At 38.6% G+C, this 19,601-nt stretch carries 15 protein-coding genes, 2 pseudogenes and 1 CRISPR repeat array; of the genes and pseudogenes, 12 read left to right on the top strand and 5 right to left on the bottom strand.

The annotated features are described in order from the left end of the window. Nucleotides 1-2 precede the first annotated feature (2 nt). The 3 genes from cas4 to cas2 are packed head-to-tail and all read left to right on the top strand — an operon-like array spanning nt 3 to nt 1,797. A complete protein-coding gene (gene cas4 / locus BN3282_RS05945) occupies nt 3-494 on the top strand; it encodes a CRISPR-associated protein Cas4 (protein WP_059067428.1) in 492 nt (163 codons plus the stop codon). A gap of 13 nt (nt 495-507) precedes the next feature. Continuing rightward, nucleotides 508-1,506 carry a type I-B CRISPR-associated endonuclease Cas1b gene (gene cas1b, locus BN3282_RS05950; RefSeq protein ID WP_059067430.1) on the top strand — a complete coding sequence of 333 codons (999 nt, stop codon included), beginning with the start codon at nt 508-510 and terminating at the stop codon, nt 1,504-1,506. After that, entirely contained in the window at nt 1,507-1,797 is a 291-nt protein-coding gene (gene cas2, locus BN3282_RS05955; protein WP_059067432.1) for a CRISPR-associated endonuclease Cas2, read from the top strand. 175 nt (nt 1,798-1,972) lie between these two features. Then, a CRISPR array of direct repeats spans nt 1,973-4,146; the repeat unit is 30 nt; unit sequence GATAAATAAAAACATGAGATGTATTTAAAT. A 221-nt stretch (nt 4,147-4,367) separates the two neighbouring features. Here the strand turns inward: cas2 and BN3282_RS05960 are convergent. Continuing rightward, nucleotides 4,368-5,742: pseudogene (locus BN3282_RS05960) on the bottom strand (transposase). A 417-nt stretch (nt 5,743-6,159) separates the two neighbouring features. Here BN3282_RS05960 and BN3282_RS05965 point away from each other — a divergent pair. The 3 genes from BN3282_RS05965 to asnB all read left to right on the top strand — a co-directional run bounded on the left by BN3282_RS05965 (nt 6,160) and on the right by asnB (nt 8,882). Further along, complete coding sequence (locus BN3282_RS05965) at nt 6,160-6,603, top strand: GNAT family N-acetyltransferase (RefSeq protein ID WP_059067434.1); 444 nt, start codon at nt 6,160-6,162, stop codon at nt 6,601-6,603. A gap of 26 nt (nt 6,604-6,629) precedes the next feature. Further along, nucleotides 6,630-7,223 (top strand): GNAT family N-acetyltransferase, encoded by a 594-nt coding sequence (locus tag BN3282_RS05970; protein WP_330382161.1) that lies wholly within the window; start codon nt 6,630-6,632, stop codon nt 7,221-7,223. 120 nt (nt 7,224-7,343) lie between these two features. Continuing rightward, nucleotides 7,344-8,882 (top strand): asparagine synthase (glutamine-hydrolyzing), encoded by a 1,539-nt coding sequence (gene asnB, locus BN3282_RS05975; RefSeq protein WP_059067437.1) that lies wholly within the window; start codon nt 7,344-7,346, stop codon nt 8,880-8,882. 191 nt (nt 8,883-9,073) lie between these two features. On the opposite strand, the gene BN3282_RS05980 is transcribed toward asnB, so the two are convergent. Then, nucleotides 9,074-10,162, bottom strand: a complete 1,089-nt coding sequence (locus BN3282_RS05980; RefSeq protein WP_059067439.1) for a pyridoxal phosphate-dependent aminotransferase — start codon at nt 10,160-10,162, stop codon at nt 9,074-9,076. A gap of 349 nt (nt 10,163-10,511) precedes the next feature. Between BN3282_RS05980 and BN3282_RS05985 the strand changes: the two genes are divergently transcribed. The 6 genes and pseudogenes from BN3282_RS05985 to BN3282_RS06010 all read left to right on the top strand — a co-directional run bounded on the left by BN3282_RS05985 (nt 10,512) and on the right by BN3282_RS06010 (nt 16,104). Continuing rightward, the gene (locus BN3282_RS05985) at nt 10,512-11,687 is read left to right on the top strand and encodes a helix-turn-helix domain-containing protein (protein ID WP_059067441.1); all 1,176 of its coding nucleotides are present in this window, start codon (nt 10,512-10,514) and stop codon (nt 11,685-11,687) included. Nucleotides 11,688-11,870: 183 nt separating this feature from the next. Beyond that, complete coding sequence (locus BN3282_RS05990) at nt 11,871-12,722, top strand: AraC family transcriptional regulator (RefSeq protein ID WP_059067442.1); 852 nt, start codon at nt 11,871-11,873, stop codon at nt 12,720-12,722. Between the two features lie 585 nt (nt 12,723-13,307). Further along, a complete protein-coding gene (locus BN3282_RS05995) occupies nt 13,308-13,790 on the top strand; it encodes a YaiI/YqxD family protein (RefSeq protein WP_059067444.1) in 483 nt (160 codons plus the stop codon). A 1-nt stretch (nt 13,791) separates the two neighbouring features. Further along, a pseudogene (locus BN3282_RS15560) lies at nt 13,792-14,286 on the top strand (O-acetyl-ADP-ribose deacetylase); the annotation flags it as partial. Nucleotides 14,287-14,908: 622 nt separating this feature from the next. Next, a complete protein-coding gene (locus BN3282_RS06005) occupies nt 14,909-15,544 on the top strand; it encodes an endonuclease III domain-containing protein (RefSeq protein ID WP_059067446.1) in 636 nt (211 codons plus the stop codon). Between the two features lie 62 nt (nt 15,545-15,606). Continuing rightward, entirely contained in the window at nt 15,607-16,104 is a 498-nt protein-coding gene (locus BN3282_RS06010) for a TspO/MBR family protein (protein WP_059070306.1), read from the top strand. Between the two features lie 290 nt (nt 16,105-16,394). On the opposite strand, the gene BN3282_RS06015 is transcribed toward BN3282_RS06010, so the two are convergent. From BN3282_RS06015 to BN3282_RS06025, 3 genes are read right to left on the bottom strand one after another with little or no spacing between them, the layout of a single operon-like run. Further along, nucleotides 16,395-16,670: an HPr family phosphocarrier protein gene (locus BN3282_RS06015; RefSeq protein WP_059067448.1), complete on the bottom strand. Its 276-nt coding sequence runs from the start codon at nt 16,668-16,670 to the stop codon at nt 16,395-16,397. After that, the gene (gene ptsP / locus BN3282_RS06020; protein ID WP_059067449.1) at nt 16,663-18,408 is read right to left on the bottom strand and encodes a phosphoenolpyruvate--protein phosphotransferase; all 1,746 of its coding nucleotides are present in this window, start codon (nt 18,406-18,408) and stop codon (nt 16,663-16,665) included. Before ptsP ends, BN3282_RS06015 begins: the two co-directional genes overlap by 8 nt. A gap of 27 nt (nt 18,409-18,435) precedes the next feature. Continuing rightward, nucleotides 18,436-19,593 carry an iron-containing alcohol dehydrogenase gene (locus tag BN3282_RS06025; protein ID WP_059067451.1) on the bottom strand — a complete coding sequence of 386 codons (1,158 nt, stop codon included), beginning with the start codon at nt 19,591-19,593 and terminating at the stop codon, nt 18,436-18,438. Between the last annotated feature and the right edge of the window lie 8 nt (nt 19,594-19,601).

Here is a 19,601-nt window from a genome sequence, read left to right on the forward strand (position 1 = left end):
TTATGAAAGTAAACGGAACATTGATGAATTATTATTTTCACTGTAAAAGGCAATGTTATTTATTTGGAAATCGAATGAATCTGGAAGATAATAGTGAAGAAGTAAAAATAGGAAAAGCAATTCACGAAGAACATGCAGAACAGACAAATACAGAAATTGCGATTGAAAACATTCGATTGGATAAATTGACGGCAGAATATTTGACAGAAGTAAAAAAATCAGATGCGGATGTTGAGGCTGCTAAGTGGCAGCTTATGTTCTATTTAAAAGTATTAAAGGAAAAAGGAATACAAAGAAAAGGAAAGCTAGAGTTTATAGAAAAGAACAAAGGAAAAAAGAAAACAATAATTTTGGAATTAACAGAAGACGAGGAGAAGAAACTACAGCAATATGTGCAGGAAATTGAAGAGTTGTTAACACAGGAGGAGATTCCGGAGGTGTTAAATAAATCTCAATGTAAAAAATGTGCATATTATGAGTATTGTTATATTTAATGGAGGAAAAGATATGGGAAGTACAAGGTATATTACTTCTATGGGCGAGTTGATGCGGAAAGATAATTCTTTATGTTTTCGTAAAGAGGGGAAAAATATCTATATTCCAATAGAAAATACAAAAGAAATTTATTGTTTGAATGAAGTGAGTATAAATAGTAAACTTCTAGACTTTTTGGGACAGAATCATGTGGTAGTACATTTTTTTAATTATTACGAAGGATATATTGGAACCTTTTATCCGAAAGATCAGTATATGAGTGGAAAATTACTGATTAAACAAGTGCAGAAGTTTGAAAAAGACAGGTTAAAGATTGCAAAAGCAATTGTGAAAGGAATAGGAATCAATATATATGAGGTTTTATACCATTATTATAAGCATGAGAAAAAGGGAGTAAAACTAACAATCGATTGGATAAAGAAAGAATTCTATCAGAATGTAGAAGATGCGGGAAATATTAAGGTGCTGCTATCTGCAGAAGGGGAATTATGGTCAAAATTTTATAATTGTTTTGAGTATTTTCTTCCGGAAGATTTTATAATGAATAAACGTGTAAAGAGACCGCCGGATAATCCGATAAATGCCATGATTTCATTTGGAAATACGCTCCTTTATACTAAAACTATTTCTGCAATTTTCAGAACACATTTAGATCAGCGTATCAGTTTCTTACACGAACCATCGGAAGGAAGATTTTCACTGAGTCTGGATATAAGCGAAGTATTTAAACCGGTGATTGTGTATAGAACTATTTTTGATTTGGTAAATAATCGAAAGATACAGATTGGCAAACATTTTGAAAAGAAAATCAATTATTGTTTGCTTAATGAAGAGGGACGAAAAATATTTATAGAAGCATTTGAAGGAAGATTAGAATCGGTATTTCAACATCCAGTTCTAAAAAGAAAAGTTACATATCGGACAGCAATAAAATTAGACTGCTATAAGTTGATTAAAGAAATTATGGAAGATAAAGATTTTGTACCGTTTAGCTTGAAAGGTGGATATTAAGTGAGAAAAAAGATAAATTATAATTATGCATTCGTGTTTTATGATGTGGGGGAAAAGCGAGTTCAAAAAGTATTTAAGGTGTGTAAAAAATACTTGTCTCATTTTCAAAAATCTGTTTTTCGAGGTGAGATGACTCCATCTAAATTGATAATGCTTAGAAAAGATTTAAAGAATGTGATTGATGAGCAGGAAGATTTTATCTGTATTATTAAATTAATGAATGACAATGTTTTTGGAGAGGAAGTTCTGGGAAATGGGATGGTGGAAAATGGAGAAAGTTTGATCCTCTAAATTACCAGGTGTTGTGCAGAGGAAAAATGTGAAAAAGCTGATAAAATAAGGGGAAAAGGAGAAAATGAAGGTGGAAAGAAAAAGAAGAGATGCCGGTTGGTAAAAAATAGAAGAAACGTTGAAAAATAAGGGAAAATTGGTTATTATATAAAAAGGAAAAGGCGTGAAAACGCTGGATAAATAAAAACATGAGATGTATTTAAATTTTTGACTATAGACATATTTACACATATAGTGTACAGATAAATAAAAACATGAGATGTATTTAAATTCTATCAATCCAGGTATATGGCAAGATTTACAAATGGATAAATAAAAACATGAGATGTATTTAAATTTGTGCTAGCATAATCATTTGTTTGTATAGTAACCGATAAATAAAAACATGAGATGTATTTAAATTGTGTAGAAGTAGTTCCAACTTAAAACATTAGGATAAATAAAAACATGAGATGTATTTAAATTTGATTGAGCAAGAGATAGCACGTACAGGTTATAGATAAATAAAAACATGAGATGTATTTAAATTATGCTAGTCAAAATGTATATTTAAACGATAATTTATGATAAATAAAAACATGAGATGTATTTAAATAACGCAAATGCTTTTCGGGTAAGAAGAGACATTGAGATAAATAAAAACATGAGATGTATTTAAATTTCTTATAAATGTCTTTGTTTGGGAACACGATCTTGATAAATAAAAACATGAGATGTATTTAAATAGGAGGAAAAGTAAGATGGGAATTGGAGAAGCAACAGATAAATAAAAACATGAGATGTATTTAAATTAAGGATATTAAAGTTAGGACAAAACAGATGGGTACGATAAATAAAAACATGAGATGTATTTAAATATATGAAATTGAAGGAACACATGACTATTATTTTGATAAATAAAAACATGAGATGTATTTAAATATATTTACCGGTATAAGGTTTCCACCTATCTTGTGATAAATAAAAACATGAGATGTATTTAAATTTAAATAGAATTGCAGAAGATTTTAAAACAAAACATGATAAATAAAAACATGAGATGTATTTAAATAAAGAATATAGAAGAGAAAGGATAGGGCATGTGAAGATAAATAAAAACATGAGATGTATTTAAATGACAAGAGAAAAAACAGACGGAGATAAAATGAGAGGATAAATAAAAACATGAGATGTATTTAAATATAAATTTTTGTAAATATGTTCCAGTGTCAGAACTAGATAAATAAAAACATGAGATGTATTTAAATTCTTCATTATCTTTTCTTTTTTCCCTATTTTCAACGATAAATAAAAACATGAGATGTATTTAAATTCTTGTATATAAATATAAACAGTGTCATTTAATTGATAAATAAAAACATGAGATGTATTTAAATTCTTCATTATCTTTTCTTTTTTCCCTATTTTCAACGATAAATAAAAACATGAGATGTATTTAAATGTTTCACCATTATTTCCCAGTGTTTCACCCACTACGATAAATAAAAACATGAGATGTATTTAAATGTTCAATTTCTATCCCCAGGGCGTTTGCCAACTCGGATAAATAAAAACATGAGATGTATTTAAATTGATCAAAACATGGATGGAGCACTTGTAAAAAAGGATAAATAAAAACATGAGATGTATTTAAATTCAATATAAAGCAAATCATAGAGATATGTATTTACGATAAATAAAAACATGAGATGTATTTAAATATAAAAGCTGGTTGTATTTCCTCTGGCAGTCCTAGATAAATAAAAACATGAGATGTATTTAAATAGTTTACTACAGAACGCAGGGGTTGGCTTTGCAGGATAAATAAAAACATGAGATGTATTTAAATCGGGTACGGTCAGTGTGAATGGATAGACACAGAAGATAAATAAAAACATGAGATGTATTTAAATAGTAGATTGCTAATGTTAATGGTCTTGTGCACCCTCGATAAATAAAAACATGAGATGTATTTAAATGTGGAAGTGTATAAGAATCGTTTGCAAAGTTTTTGATAAATAAAAACATGAGATGTATTTAAATGCAATTGGAAGAAGCGGAGCAATTACATCGTCAAAGATAAATAAAAACATGAGATGTATTTAAATTAAATAATTTTGCTTCTCCACCACAAAACGGGCATTGATAAATAAAAACATGAGATGTATTTAAATTCCAACACAAAAGCCACAGCCGATTATACGAAAGCTGATAAATAAAAACATGAGATGTATTTAAATGATGATATGTTGGAAGGAGTAGAAGAATGAACGTACGATAAATAAAAACATGAGATGTATTTAAATATCTATACAGGGTACAATTGATTATTATACAAAAGATAAATAAAAACATGAGATGTATTTAAATATATTGTTAGGTAATTGCGAAACAAGTCCGCAATCCTGATTAAAAACAGGCAAAGGATCCTGTCATGCAGGATTCTTGAGATAGGAAGTGAAAATCGTTCATTTCTTGGCACAACAAATAAACCTCATGGGCTTATGAAGTTGGTAAGTCCTATGCTATGAGTGGTTTTAAACTTCGTATATATTGATGCTGGTGAATTTTATCAGCAACCATGACAGTTATTAACTGAGAAATTCCTGCAAGCAACAAATCTGCATGTAGTGTTTTCTCATTTTGGGTTTTACGACCGGCAATACAGAAACTGTCTTTAAAATGGTTGATTGATTTTTCAACGTTTACACGGATTTTGTAGGTCTCATCCCATTCTACGGAACCACGTTCCACACCGGGATAGGCACGCAGATTCTTTTCGGGGTAAATGTAAATCATTCTTCCACAGGAAGATGTGGTACAGGGGTTCTCACAGTGGCAGACACGGCGTTTCGTTTTGGTTTCACGGTTGTATTCCCATTTCATTTTAGGGCATACAAACTTCATGCTGGGAAGTTTGCTTCTCAGATGAGATTTACTCCCTTCCCGTTTCATTGGAAGTGTGGAATCATGCGGACAGCAAGGAACACCATTTTCGTTGAAGGTGTAGCCATGTTCTTCCATTGATAGTTTTGTCCGGAGTGGAATCAATGCTTTTTCAAAGCCAAGATCATCCAAAAGGGCTTTGTAGATTTCAATGGTATCAAAAGCGGCATCGCCTAGAAAAGTTTTAGGGTTGATCAAAGGATGCTTCTGAAAGAAATCAATCAAAACAGGGAGCAGCGCCTTAGAGTCCGCAAGTGATTTATCTTCATCTGGCGAATCGGATTTCTTTTCAACAATGATATCAGGATGAGCATTTAGGAAATCTTTATTGTAGAAGGTAATATCGCGAACAATACCAAGACCATTCGTGACAATACCAAACTTATAGGCATAGCAGAAATGTCCGTTGATATACATCTGTTGGATAGCCGGGTTAGCAGCAGCGTGTGTGGGCATTGAGCCGTAAGCAGCTTTGTAAGGATCAAAGTTGTGAGCCTTTGCAAAGGCCTTTAACTGTTTTATGATACGGTTCGCGTATTTCGGATTATTTTCTGTCACCCATGCCTCAATTCCAGAAGTATCAAAGATGCTCATGGAAGCAAGGTTAGAATCAATACGTTGGCAGATCGGTTCAGTGATATCAACTAAGTGATCAAACATCGATTGTAAGTCCATAAGAAAGTCCTGTTTAAAACGGGTGAATTTTGAGGCATCAGGAACAACACGGAAGCCACAAAAATCCCGTAGTTCCTGAGAATATTTTAAAAATATGATCAGAAGAGTATCGGTCGGGATTGAGAAAATGCGCTGAATAAGGAGAGCCTTGATTATAGGATAAAGCTGATGCTTGCGAGGTCTTCCTGTAGAAGCGTGAAAATGAGTAACAAAAGAAACAGGAACAATTTCATCAAGATTAATGGTTTGGTCAAGTAGAGAAAGAAACTGATATTTGTCATTATCGAATTTATTTTGGCAATTTTCAAAAACTTCTGCCAAAGTGAGCTGCTTATATGTTATCATATAGGTACATCTCCTTTCGGGTGGTTGGTTTATAGTTTCTAGGCAACTCTATTTTACCACAATCCGTTGAGGAGATGTTTTGTTTTATAAAAGTTAAAATGCCGTATTTATGCGGCTTGTGGCGTTTCGCAAACGCCTAAAATATATTGTAGTAGAAAGGAGACACATATGAAAATAGATAAATAAAAACATGAGATGTATTTAAATTCAGCTTCATAATTGCTTTCCTTTCTCCGGGCGGGATAAATAAAAACATGAGATGTATTTAAATTCATTTATTTGATGCCATTCGATTACCCCAAAACCTGATAAATAAAAACATGAGATGTATTTAAATGTAGATATCGAAAGCAAAGGAAGATATTATAATAGGAATAGGAGCATTTGAACAAAAGAAAAAGTATATAGAGGCAGTGTATGGATATAAGAGAAGTGAAAGACAACAAAAAGCAGTACTGTAAATTGTTGCTGCTGGCGGATGAGCAGGAAGATATGTTAGATCTTTACCTTGGAAAGGGCATAATGTATGTTCTTCGGGATCCTGATGTAAGGGGAGAATGTGTGATAATTGAAGCGGAAAAAGGAATACTTGAAATTAAAAATATCGCAGTCGTACCGGAGTGTCAAGGGAAAGGATATGGGAAAGCTTTGATAGAGTATGTCATTCAAAAATACAAAGGACAGTATTCTATCCTGCAAGTGGGAACAGGCGATAGCCCGTTGACGATTCCATTTTACGAAAAATGTGGTTTTGTCCGTTCACATCGTATAGAGAATTTCTTTATCGAGCATTATGACCATCCGATTTATGAGTGCGGTGTGCAACTGGTGGATATGATTTATTTACAGAGAACTTTATAATTTGCGGTGAGAAGAAAGGAACTATTATGGCAGAAAGAAAAATATATGAACAGAGACCGGAAATCTGTATTTGGCAGCCAGAGTACAGGAAAGAGTATAGGATGAAAGGTGAAGTGATACAGGACAAGTTTATATTTAGAAACATCCGGCAGGAAGAGGCAGAGCAGGCGGCGAAAATAGAAGAAATCTGCTTTCCGCCAAATGAAGCGTGTACAGCGAGAGCTATGAAAGAACGGATCGAATACGCAGCTGATCTGTTTTTAGTTGCAGAGGATAAGGAGATAGGAAAGATTGCTGGTTTTATCAATGGGCTGGCCACAGAGGAAGCTGTTTTTCGAGATGCATTTTTTGAAAATGCCAGGCTGCATGATCCAAGCGGGGGGAATATCATGCTCCTTGGAGTGGATGTATTGCCTGCGTATCGAAGAAGAGGGCTGGCTAAAGAAATGATGTTCCAGTATCTTTGGAAAGAACAACAAAGAGGCAGGAGAAAAGTGATACTGACATGTTTAGAAGCAAAGGTAGATATGTATAAGAAGATGGGATTTGGGAATCAGAAAATAGCAAATTCATCCTGGGGCGGAGAACAGTGGTACGAAATGAGCTGCGTACTAAAATAGGGTGGTGAGAAATGAAAGAAGGCATTGCTTGAGGAATCAGGCATATCATGGTAAACTATAAAAATAAAATGCAGTTGTATTGGGAAGGAATTCTCAATACGTTTGGGAAAGGATATACAAATGATAAAGGTGAAAGAATACAGTGGGCATATCCGCAATTGGAAAGCTTTATGTGAAGAACTAAAAATTGCGCCGGATCTGTCCAGGGAAGTGCGTGAAGAAATGATCTTACTAAAGGGATATGAAACCTGGGGGTATGATATAGGCCATCACCTGTATGGTATGTTTGCGTTTGCGTTGTGGGATGAAGAAGAAAAGAAATTATTCTGTATGCGAGATCACTTTGGAACAAAACCGTTTTATTATTATGAAACAGCAGACGGAGAGATCTTGTGCAGCACCAGCATTAGAAGAATCATCGAACAGCCCGGTTTTGTAAAAGAACTGAACGAGGAAATGCTGCAGATTTATATGAGTCTTACCTATGTGGCGGGAGAAAATACGTTTTTCCGTGGGCTGAAGAAGTTGATGCCGGGAAGATATTTAATCTGGCAGGACAGAAAATTGCAGATCGAGCGTTACTGGACTCCGCAATTTTGTCCGGATGAGAGTAAGACTCTAGAAGACTGGGCAGATGAGATCCACAGTACAATACGGGAAATCATGCCGGAGGTAAAAGAAGAAAATGAGGAGGCAGAGTCCTTTCTTTCTGGCGGCGTAGATTCTTCTTATGTGTTGGCTATGTCAGATGTCACACGGACAGATTCCTGTGGATATGAAGAAGAACGTTTTGATGAATCAGGGTTGGCTAGACAGACGGCAGACGTGTTGGGAAGGGAAAATACAAAATGCCTGATCACACCAGAGGAGTATTTCGATATTGTACCTTATGTGATGTACAATATGGAACAGCCTTTGGGAGATGCGTCTGCTATTGCGTTTGCACTTGCCTGTCGGGCAACAGCGAAACATACAAAATTGTGTTATTCGGGAGAAGGTGCAGATGAGTTTTTCGGCGGATATAACATGTACCGGAATGCAGAGCGCTATGGAGAAAATCTAAAGACCTTTTATGTTGGCAATACAAATATTATGAAAGAGGATGAGAAGCGCAGGATCCTGAAAAAATATGATCCGGATGTCCTACCGATCGAATTGGTGCAGGGGATCTATGAGGAGACGGAAGGATTGGATCCCCTCTCGAAAATGTCAGATGTGGATATTCAGATCTGGCTGGAGGGAGATATTTATCTAAATGTAGATAAAATGAGTACGGCGGCAGGTTTAGAGATTCGTATGCCTCTTACGGACAGAAGGATTTTTGATATTGCTTCTCGCATGCCGTCACGATATAAGGTGGATAGTGAGCAGAATAAAGTGGCATTTCGTACTGCTGCGGCAAAGGTATTGCCAAAGGAGATTGCATTCCGCAAAAAACTTGGTTTTATTGTGCCTATACGAATTTGGATGGCTGATGAACGATATAATCAGGACGTACGTGAAAAATTTCACAGCGATATCGCGGAGAAATTCTTCCATGTAGAAGAAATCCAGGCGATTTTTGATGATTATGTGGGCGGAAATTCCGATAATTGGAGAAAGGTGTGGACGATCTATACATTTTTGGTATGGTATGAGGAGTATTTTGTAAAAAGATAGTCGTGGTTCCACTCGTAGGAGTGTGTGAGTAGAAATTATTTCATCAATTGTTCTAAATAGAAGAAGGAACGCCGTAAAACAAGAGGATAATATCACTGTTTTACGACGTTCCTTTTCTATGCGGACGGATAATAGGAATTAGTATATCAGATTTTAAGTAATAACAATTCTTGTAAAAATTTAAATACATATTAAATCGATTTCAATACAGTGAGAAGCCGTGTATTTGCTTCCGGATCCATAATGCAGAATCGTATATATTCACCCTCTAAACATTGAAAAGAAGAACAGTCACGTATCATCAATCCATTTTTGATACAGGTTTCAAAGACATCAAAGGAAGTCGTGTTTTCTTTTTGTATTTTTAAAAGCAGAAAATTAGCAAAAGGTCTGTATGTTTTAAAAGCGGAAAGTCTCTGGATTTCTTCGAAAATCCTATCCCTTTCGGATAGAATGAGTTTTCGGGTCTGAAGGATATACTCTTTATCCTGGAACATTTTTTCCCCGGCAAATGCGCCGATACTGTTTAAAGACCAGGGAATCTGTTTTTCTTTCATTTTTTTCAAGAAATCTTTATTGCTTGTGATGCCATAACCGAATCGAAGACCGGGAGCGGCGAAAAATTTTGAAACACCGCGAAGCACCATCAAATTTGAGAATTCTTCTGTCAGTGGAATGGCGGTTATAGAAGCAATGTCGGGGGCGAATTCAACATAGGTTTCATCGATCATGACAAAAATATTCCTGGCTGCACAAAAGACAAGGAGTTTTCTTAAATCTTTTTGTGAAATAGCGGAGGAAGTAGGATTGTTAGGATTGCAGAGAATCAAGAAATCATAACCGTTTGAAAGCGTATCACAAAGATCCTCTATATTCAGCTCGAAATCCTCATCCTCCCGCAGATGATAGTATTCCTGAGAACTGCCGGAAAAGGTGAGCTCGCGGGAATATTCAGAATAGGTAGGACCTAAAATTAAAGTTTTGGAAGGCTGCTTTTCTTCAATAAGCAGTGAAATTAATTCGCTGGAGCCATTTCCGGGCAAGATAAAATCAGCAGAGACAGCACAGTATTGTGAAATTGTCTGCTTAAGTGATGTGTAATCTCTGTCGGGATATGTGGAAAGAATATGCAGGTTATCTGCAATTTCTTTTCTGACATGTTCAGATAACCCGAGTGGATTAACATTTGCTCCAAAGTTGATAATATTTTTTTTGTCTAAACCATAATAGGAACATATTTTTTCTATATCACTTCCATGAAAAACCATTTTTGTATCCATTATTTTCAGTACCTCATTTTTATGAAAAATTTTCTTCTGCGGTCAATTATACCATAATTTTGAGAATATGGTAAATGTTTATAAGCATAGTGCGATTTGGGTGATTTTGGGGCGAGTATTTGAGATGTGAGGCGCGAATGGAATAAAGAAGGTCAAGTTAAGCAAAAAAGGAATCAACCAATAGTTGAAAAATCTTCCTGTCAGATAACTTTCGCCTCTATTGTAAAGGTATACATTTCTGCTAAAATAAAAAGCAAGAAGTACTTCTACCGACTTTGTAAAAGAACAAAAAGGCGCTGTCGGAGCCTAAAATGTTCAAAATAAGACACAAAATGTGGAGGAAGCAAGCATGAATGAAATGAATATACCTATGGAGCCAATTCTATCTCCGGTTTCCGGAGAAGATGTTCTCCGTCCGCTTCAGATGGGGAAACGGATTCAAACTTTACGAAAGCAGCAGGAGATGACGCAAGAACAGCTGGCAGATCTGTTAGGCGTAACAGCGACGGCCGTTTCAAAATGGGAAACAAACTTATCTTACCCGGATATTACCTTATTGTGTCCATTAGCACGGTCGCTGCATATCAGTGTGGATATATTACTTGGATTTCAGGAAAAAATGACAAAAGAGGAATGCCTGGAAGCTCTGAAGGAACCAGAGAAACTGTTCAGCAGCCACAAAGCAGAAGAAGCAGTCCGGTACTGCAGAGAACTTCTAAAACAGTATCCGACAGATGCATATTTAAAATTACGTATTGCGGGCTTGTATGTGCAGTATCTAACTGCCATGAAAAACGGAAAAGACAGCGGATACTCTGCGAAATTTGCTGATGAACAAGTCAGACAGGCAGTAGAGCTGCTTGAATACAGCGCGCTAAGTGAAGAGAAAGAAATTGCAGAGACTTCCTGGTATATGTTGTCCAGTCTATATCTGATGCAGGGAGAAGAAGAAAAAGCGCTTGCGGCTTTAGAACATCTGCCGCAGCCAGGATATGATGCACGGATCATGAAGGCAGGGATTTTATTGCAGACAGGAAAAATTGAAGAGGCAGAGAAACTAAATCAGACTTGTCTGTATGAAGCGATCAATAACAGTGGATTATATCTGTTGAATCTTTTTACGATCGCCGAGAAGAAGGGGGAGGAGCAAAGAGCTCTGGATATGTTGGAGAAGGGACTGGAGCTATATGAAGTATTTCAATGTTCAAAAATAGGAATAATGGATACGAATTATCATCTGGGAAAAGCGGTTATATATTGCCGTGGAGGGAAACAAGAAGAGGCGCTTTTAGAACTTTCGGCTGTGGCAAAGGGATACTTGCGAATGTTCGCAAAAGATATAGTAAAACTGCCGGAATATTTCGATAAGCTGACCATACAAGAAAACTACAGTTCCAGACGGGAGTTCTTATTAGAGAATGCGATCATGCTGTTGGAGCAGGAAGAAGGCCTGGAGTCTCTTAGAACACGAGAAGAATATAAGAAAATATTGGCGGATCTGCAGGAGGCATGTGCAGATTTATAAAAATATGTAATGGAAATGCGGGTATCAAGTGCAGTTTTGATATCTGCATTTTAGCATAGAATCTGTACAGGCATATATCTACTCTGTTCGTTGGCTAAGTGACCAGGTTCGCAGATTTTGTGCAGGAAAAGAGAGGAAAACAAAAATAAACAGATGTATGCTTCTAGATGAAGGGAGAGAAAGATGGACTGGATGGATAGATGGAATCAGGCATTGCTGTATATAGAAGAACATTTGAAGGGAGAGATAGACTATCGTGAGGCAGCAAAAATCGGTTGCTGTTCTGTATATCATTTTCAAAGAATGTTTGCTTATATGGCTGGGATACCGTTGTCAGAATACATTCGCCGTAGGAGGATGTCGCTGGCTGCTGTAGATTTACAGGAGAAAGACGTCAGGATCATAGACGTTGCCTTGAAATATGGGTATAATTCTCCGACCGCATTTAATAGGGCATTTCAGAGTATACATGGTATTGCGCCTTCTACCGTAAAAGCCTTGGGAACATCGGTCCGGTTTTATCCGCCTCTTACCTTTAAAATTACAATAAAGGGAGTGGAAGAAATGAACTACCGATTGGAAAAGAAAGAAGCATTTTGGATCACAGGCATTGTAAAATCATTACACAGACAGTTGGAAGAAAATATGCAGATCGTTCCAGGAATGTGGGAAGACGCTGTGAAAGACGGCACGATAGAAAAACTGTGTCATGTGATGGAGCAAGACAGAAAAGGCATATTGGGAGTGAGTATCTGCAATGATCAGGAAGAATGGAGGTATATGATTGCGGCTGCAGGTGAGAAGAAGGAATTAGCAGGGATGGAAACCTATGAAGTCCCGGCGCATATATGGGCAATATTTGCAGGGGAAGGGGAGTGTCCGCGGGCAATTCAAGAGTTGGAAAAGCGCATATATACAGAATGGCTGCCATCTAGCGGATATGAGTACGATCGCGGTCCGGATATAGAGTGGTATAGAAGCCCTGATCCCCAAAAAGCAGAGTTTGAGGTTTGGATACCAGTGAAAAAGAAATAAGAAGAATGCGGGGATATTTTGAACTGCTCCTCGTCAAGTAGAAAATTGAAAAAATATAAATTTTTTTGCCAACAGATTATTTCTGTTGGCAGCTTTTATGCTGCCTGCAAATAAATCCCACCCCTCCAGGAACCTTCCATTGAATCATTATCAATACATTTTACAACTCTGGACATACTTTGTGTCATGCCTGCCGCTTTCAGTTTTGTGTGAAATAACCGATTTGTATATTGGAAACATCTATCACTATGCCATAATGGAGGAGTATCGGATATCGAATGTCAAAAGTGTCAAAAACCAGGGCATTGTTATTGCTATCACGAATTACATAAGATACAATTCTTTGCTCGTATAGATCCAGTATTGCGCTAAGATACACCTTATGTTTTTCTATTTAAGCATTGTAGGACAATATCCATTTTTAATTCAAAATAGAATTTTGCTTTCCTTCCCATAAAATATACTTCCTTCTAAGTAACAAGTTTTTTATTATAAATTGTATCCCTTCTTCATTTATGTTACAGTAATAAGCAGATCAGAGGAGATTGTATTTCGGTACAATAAATATAGGAGCGGGAGCTTGTAATGGAGATTTTTGTAGATGCGGACGCATGTCCGGTAATCAGGATCGTAGAAGATGTAGCAAAGGAATATGGACTTCCGGTTACATTGCTCTGTGATACAAATCATATTTTGTATTCTGCATACAGTACTGTAAGACGTATAGATGCCGGCGCAGATGCTGTTGATTTTGCCTTGGTCGAGTTATGCCATAGAGGAGATCTTGTCGTGACACAGGATTATGGAGTAGCTGCGATGGTACTGGGAAAAGGGGCGTGTGCTATACACCAGTCGGGAAGGTGGTACACGGAAGAAAACATAGACAGATTATTGATGGAGCGGCATTTATCAAAGAAAGCAAGGCGCTTAAGCGGCAGGCATTATCTAAAAGGACAGGCAAAACGGACAGAAGAAGATGATAGAAGATTTGAAAAATCTCTGCGGGAACTGATTGAAAAATGTCTGCGGGAAAGAACAATGAGGGAAAAAGGGAAAGGAAGTATGTAGTATGTCATTTCGAGTAGTGCTGGGAGATATTACGAAAATACATGCAACTGCGATCGTGAATGCGGCGAATTGCTCTCTTCTGGGAGGCGGAGGCGTGGACGGAGCCATCCACAGGGCGGCAGGGCCGCAGCTTTTGGAGGAATGTAGAAAGCTAAACGGATGTGAAACCGGACAGGCGAAGATGACCGGAGGATACCGTCTTTTGGCAGAATATGTGATTCATACGCCAGGACCTGTATGGCGAGGCGGAAATTACGGCGAGGCTGCGCTGCTTGCATCTTGTTACAGGAACTGTTTAAAAATAGCGGTTGAAAACCAGATCAAAGACATTGCATTTCCCTCGATCAGTACGGGAATCTATGGATATCCGTTGCCGGAAGCAGCAGAAATAGCAGTGCGGACTCTCCATGAATATCCGGCAATAGAAGTCCAGATGGTTTGTTTTGATGAACGGACGAAAAGGGCATATGAACAGGCGGAACGAGCATATCGAAAGAAATATGACTGTACAGATATAAAGGAAACGGTTTATATAGAATATGAAAATCTGCCGATGAAAAAGGTATTTAAGAACGAAGCGCTTAAGAGGAAAATCTTACAGACAGCAAAAGACAAGGAGAAGGAAGCGGTCCTTATCCAACGGATCATTCAGGCAGGCACGACTTTTCGGCAGTATGTATATTTAAGAGGCAAGGAAGGATTAGAGACGGGAACCTGTGAAAAGATTCTTGCGGCAATGCGGGAAGAAGATGAGAAAAGACCAGTTCCTATGATGGCGGCATATCCATTTTTGAAACAGGATTGCTGGAGTCTTGGGCAAAGAGATATCAGTTATATGAAGGTGCGGGTTTTGACAGGAGAAGACGGGCAGTTTGACATAGAGGAAATACAGCGGAAAAAGACGAAAGAGGGAACGGAACTTTTGTTTAAAATTCCCGGGAAACGGTACAGGCTCGTATTGGAGCATACGGTGGCAGAACAAAAGTTATTAAAGTGCCTGCTCCTGGATGGAGAGGCAGATTTAAAACGTTTTGGTTTAAAGGGGGAATATATGCCGGAAGAATAGGACGAAAGAATAGATAGGAAGAATAGAACGAAAGAGAAAGGCTGGTAAATACATGACAAAGAAAAAATTAGCATTGGAAGTGATCGAACGTCTGAAAAAAGAATATCCAGACGCAGGATGTACGCTGGACTATAATGATGCATGGAAACTTCTCGTAAGTGTGCGGCTGGCGGCACAGTGTACAGACGCAAGAGTCAATATAGTCGTACGGGATCTATATGCGAAGTATCCTACCATCGAGGCGCTTGCAGAGGCGGAAGTGGAGGAGATAGAGCGTATCGTCCGTCCCTGCGGACTCGGAAAAAGTAAGGCGAGAGATATCAGTGCATGTATGAAGATGCTCCGGGATGAGTACGCAGGAGAAGTTCCAAGAGATTTTCAGGCACTTCTGAAGCTGCCGGGGGTAGGACGCAAAAGCGCGAATCTGATTATGGGGGATGTGTTTGGCGAACCGGCGATCGTGACGGACACACATTGTATCCGTCTTGTAAATAGGATTGGACTGGTGGATGGTATCAAAGAGCCGAAGAAAGTAGAGATGGAACTGTGGAAGATCGTTCCGCCTAAGGAAGGCAGCGACTTTTGCCATCGGCTTGTTTATCATGGAAGAGACGTCTGCACAGCGCGGACAAAACCGCATTGCGATCAGTGCTGTCTGGCAGATATTTGCGCAAAAAAAGGAATCTGACTTCTGTTTTCATAAAAGAAATCATATATATAGAGCAAACGGCGAGAAAATGGAATGAAAATATGAAATGGAAGGCATTGCTTTGCAGTTTGCTGCTTACCTTAGGAGCCGGCGGTTTTGCGGCTGTACTGACAGCTGACAGCATGGAGAAGTATCAGGATATGTATCATCCGCCATTAGCACCGCCGGGATGGGTATTTCCCTTTGTGTGGACGCTGTTATATATCCTGATGGCAATCTCTGCATATCTGGTTTATACGGCCAGGCCAAAGGAACAAACACAGGAATTGGATGAAAAACCGGAAAGTAAGAATAAAGTTTTAAAGCTGTATCTGCTGCAATTAGCAGTCAATGTAATTTGGCCGGTTTTGTTTTTCCGTTTTGATTTGTACCTGGTATCCGCAGTGTGGATTATAGGACTTTGGTATCTCATATTTTTAACAGCGGAAAACTTTTATAAGATCAGACCGATCGCCGGTAAATTACTGGTGCCATATTTTATATGGGTTACTTTTGCAGTATATTTGAATATTTTCATTGCTGTGTATACGTGGTCCTAAGGCGGAGCCGTCCGCCTGCAGGGGGACTATATTTCTATCCCGCAATGCGGGCATTGTGCCGGGCGCAGTGTTATAGGAATAAAGCGGCCGCAGTTAGGACAACGGTGGAAGCGAATGACTATAAATACAGCAGCAACAGCGAAGAGAATAGCGCAGGCGGACAAAAGAAGAAGGATGCCTTCGGGGAGTTCTTTCAATAATTTGCAGCTTCCTCCGCAGAGGATCGTAAAAAAAGCGAACCAGGCTGCCAGCCTGCGGCAAGTTCTCATTGACATGTGTATCCCTTCTTTCTATACTTCTCCAAATCCAGATTCTATTAATTCTACCAGAGTATGAACGGCCTCTATTTCGTCTTCTCCTTCTGCGAGGATTTCAATATCTGTTCCCTGCACAAGACCCAGCGAAAGCAACATAATGATAGATTTAGCATTGGCGGGGAGTTCGTCGTTAGTTAAATCGTTAATTTTGATCTTGGAGGAAAAATTTTTGGCTGCTGAAACAAAATCAGAGGCTGGTCGGGCGTGAAGTCCTGTTGGGTTGATAATTTTTGTTTTACATTTATACATAGTATTGTCTCCTTTTATGTGATTCATTATCTAAAAAAGCATTTACATAAGTCGTAATTTCTTCGGTTGATGACAAGGACAAAGCGTTTTGGGCTATATATGTTAACTCTTCTATAGAAAACTGCGCAATTTGCTGTTTAACTGCTGCAATAGCGGAAGTGCTCATGCTCAATTTGTGTATATCCATCCCAACAAAAAGAGGAGCATATATGGGGCTGCCACCCATTTCCCCACAAACACTGACAGGCTTTTTGTTTTTGTGAAATACGCGAGCTACATGCTGTGTCAGACGAAGTACGGCAGGTATTGCCGAGGTATAATAGGATGTAACGGCAGGATTTTGTCTGTCTGCCGCAGAGAGATACTGACAGAGGTCATTGGTCCCAATGCTGGCAAAGTCTACATATTTGGCAGCTTCTTGTGCATAAATCGCAATAGCTGGAATTTCGATCATAATACCTAGCTTGACATCGTCTCTGAAGGGAATCTGTTTTTTCCTTAGGGATGCCTTGGCGTATTCAATTTCAGAACGTGCCATTTGAATATCGTGTAAACTTCCGACCATGGGAAACATGATCCACAGATTACCATATACAGACGCACGAAGCGCTGCCCTTAACTGCGCCTGAAATAGTTCTTTATGGTTCAAACAAAGACGGAGAGCGCGGTTCCCAAGAAAAGGGTTCTCTTCTTTAGGGAGTGTAAAATAAGGAAGTGTTTTATCTCCTCCTATATCTAAAGTACGTAAAGTGACAGGTTTTCCCTCTGCCTTGGTAAGTATCTCGCGGTATGCCATAAATTGTTCTTCTTCAGTAGGAAGCTGCTGTGAATCCATGTACAGAAATTCTGTCCGATACAGTCCTATAAAATCTGTATAAGGTAAGCAAGCTTCTTCATCTGGCCGCAGGGCACCAACATTCATACCGATTTGTATTTGCACATGATCTTTTGTCAGACATGGCTTTGAAAGATATTTTTTTTGTTGCTCTTTTTTATAAAGAAAGTCATCCCTTAGTTGAGAAGCCTGCGTAAGTTGCTCTTCTGTAGGCGATGTGGTAATTTCTCCCGAAAGAGCATTAGCAATGATATATTCATCTTCTTTTAAATATTCTGTTATGTGCGGAACCCCCAAAATGGCAGGGATGCCATAGCTTTTGGCAATGATGGCAGAATGGGAAGTCTCTCCGCCAATTTCTGTGATAATACCCAGAATATGCTGCTGGTCTATAGTTGCCGTATCAGACGGCAGAAGATCGTGGGCTATGACAATGACATCTTTAGGGAGAGAAGAAAGATTCTTCTCCGGGACCTTGGCGGATAATCGCAGTAAACGGTTTTTTACATCTGTCAGGTCGGCTGTGCGGGCGCTTATCAGAGGATCTTTCGTTTTGGAAAGAAGCGCGATAAATGAAGTGAAAACATTTTCTATCGCCCAGTCTAAATTCATTTTTTCTGTTCGGATTTTATCCTCTATTTCTTCTAAAAGTTCTTCATCTTCTAATATTTCCTGATGCGCAGAAAAGATTTTGGCCTTATCGGGATGTTCTTTTGACATCTGTTGTATAATGTCAGAAAGTTCTTTGTAAGCCACGGTTTTTAGTCTGTCAAATTCCTGTAAGACTGCCGGAACTTCGGCGGATGAGAGGAATTGCTTGTGTATGTGGCTCTTAAAGGGGGTATAGCAAAATACGTTTCCAATGGCTATTCCCTTTGAGACACCGCTGCCGTAATAATTCATCAGACGAACTCCTTTCTCGGTATATTTTTAAAATGCGTTGTTTAGTATTTGTATAATATCTTCCTTTTTGGGAAATATAGGATTGGTTTCACAGCAGGAATCTAAAAGCGCTTTTGCGGCAATCTTATCAAAATCCTCTTTTTGTACACCTAGGGTATGAAGTGGCCTATCGGTACCGATTGTGTGAGAGAGATTTTCCACCTCGGCGACAAAAGCTTCACAAGCCGCATTGGCAGACATTCCTTTGCTCTTTGCGGGGGCAATGACAGTATAGAGATCGGCATATCTGGCGGCACATATTTGCGTATTATAGCGTATCACATGAGGAAGAAGGATCGCGTTGCACAGGCCATGGGGCAGATCATAGATGCCGCCTAAAGCATGAGCAATGGCATGTACGATACCGACGCCTCCATTTCCGAATGCCATACCGGCAATATACTCTCCATATATCATGTTTTCACGGGCATTGAGATCATCTGGATTTTGGACGGCTGTCGAAAGGTTTTGAAATATGTAACGGACGGCCAAAAGTGCAAGATCATTTGTCAGTTTAAATGAAAGAGTAGAAACATAACATTCTACTGCGTGGGTCAAGGCATCCATGCCGGTTGAGGCAGTTAATCCTGCAGGCAGTGATAGCATCAGCTCTGGATCATTTACAGCAATATCGGCGAGTGCGTTTACACCTTCGAATATAAGTTTTGTATTTGTAGCTGTATTGGTGATAATAAAACAATTCGTGATCTCGCTTGCAGTACCAGCAGTTGTATTGATCGTTATAAGGGGAGATCCTTTGTGAGGAAATTTATCAACTCCTTCATATTGTTCCAGGGGAGCGCTATTAGTTGCGAGAATACTTACAGCCTTTGCGCAGTCGTGAGAGGAACCGCCGCCCAGACTTATCACACCGCCACAGTTTGTTTTGACAAAAAGATTGTGTGCGTCATATACATTCTGAAGAGTTGGATTGGGGGAGGTCTTGTCAAATAGCGTTATTTCTATCTGCTCATTTTTTAAAAGGTCATGAATACGTCTGCAGGCTTTTGATTTAGCTAAAAAGTTGTCTGTCACGAGCAGAAATCGCTTGATATTAAATCCGGCAGCCTGCCTGCCGATTTCCTTTAAACAGCCGGCTCCAAAGAGACTGCGGTTAGGGAGATGAAAAATAGATACATTGGACATCGATAATT

This window comes from Mediterraneibacter massiliensis (assembly GCF_001487105.1).
GTDB classification, from domain to species: domain Bacteria; phylum Bacillota; class Clostridia; order Lachnospirales; family Lachnospiraceae; genus Mediterraneibacter; species Mediterraneibacter massiliensis.

Coding starts and splice junctions, on each gene's coding strand:
- BN3282_RS05990 (WP_059067442.1), top strand. CDS start 11,871: ATGGACTGGATGGATAGATGGAATCAGGCATTGCTGTATATAGAAGAA.
- BN3282_RS06010 (WP_059070306.1), top strand. CDS start 15,607: ATGAAATGGAAGGCATTGCTTTGCAGTTTGCTGCTTACCTTAGGAGCC.
- BN3282_RS05965 (WP_059067434.1), top strand. CDS start 6,160: ATGGATATAAGAGAAGTGAAAGACAACAAAAAGCAGTACTGTAAATTG.
- BN3282_RS06015 (WP_059067448.1), bottom strand. CDS start 16,670: ATGTATAAATGTAAAACAAAAATTATCAACCCAACAGGACTTCACGCC.
- BN3282_RS06005 (WP_059067446.1), top strand. CDS start 14,909: ATGACAAAGAAAAAATTAGCATTGGAAGTGATCGAACGTCTGAAAAAA.
- BN3282_RS05985 (WP_059067441.1), top strand. CDS start 10,512: ATGAATGAAATGAATATACCTATGGAGCCAATTCTATCTCCGGTTTCC.
- BN3282_RS05970 (WP_330382161.1), top strand. CDS start 6,630: ATGGCAGAAAGAAAAATATATGAACAGAGACCGGAAATCTGTATTTGG.
- ptsP (WP_059067449.1), bottom strand. CDS start 18,408: ATGAATTATTACGGCAGCGGTGTCTCAAAGGGAATAGCCATTGGAAAC.
- cas1b (WP_059067430.1), top strand. CDS start 508: ATGGGAAGTACAAGGTATATTACTTCTATGGGCGAGTTGATGCGGAAA.
- BN3282_RS05995 (WP_059067444.1), top strand. CDS start 13,308: ATGGAGATTTTTGTAGATGCGGACGCATGTCCGGTAATCAGGATCGTA.
- BN3282_RS05980 (WP_059067439.1), bottom strand. CDS start 10,162: ATGGATACAAAAATGGTTTTTCATGGAAGTGATATAGAAAAAATATGT.
- BN3282_RS06025 (WP_059067451.1), bottom strand. CDS start 19,593: ATGTCCAATGTATCTATTTTTCATCTCCCTAACCGCAGTCTCTTTGGA.
- cas4 (WP_059067428.1), top strand. CDS start 3: ATGAAAGTAAACGGAACATTGATGAATTATTATTTTCACTGTAAAAGG.
- asnB (WP_059067437.1), top strand. CDS start 7,344: ATGATAAAGGTGAAAGAATACAGTGGGCATATCCGCAATTGGAAAGCT.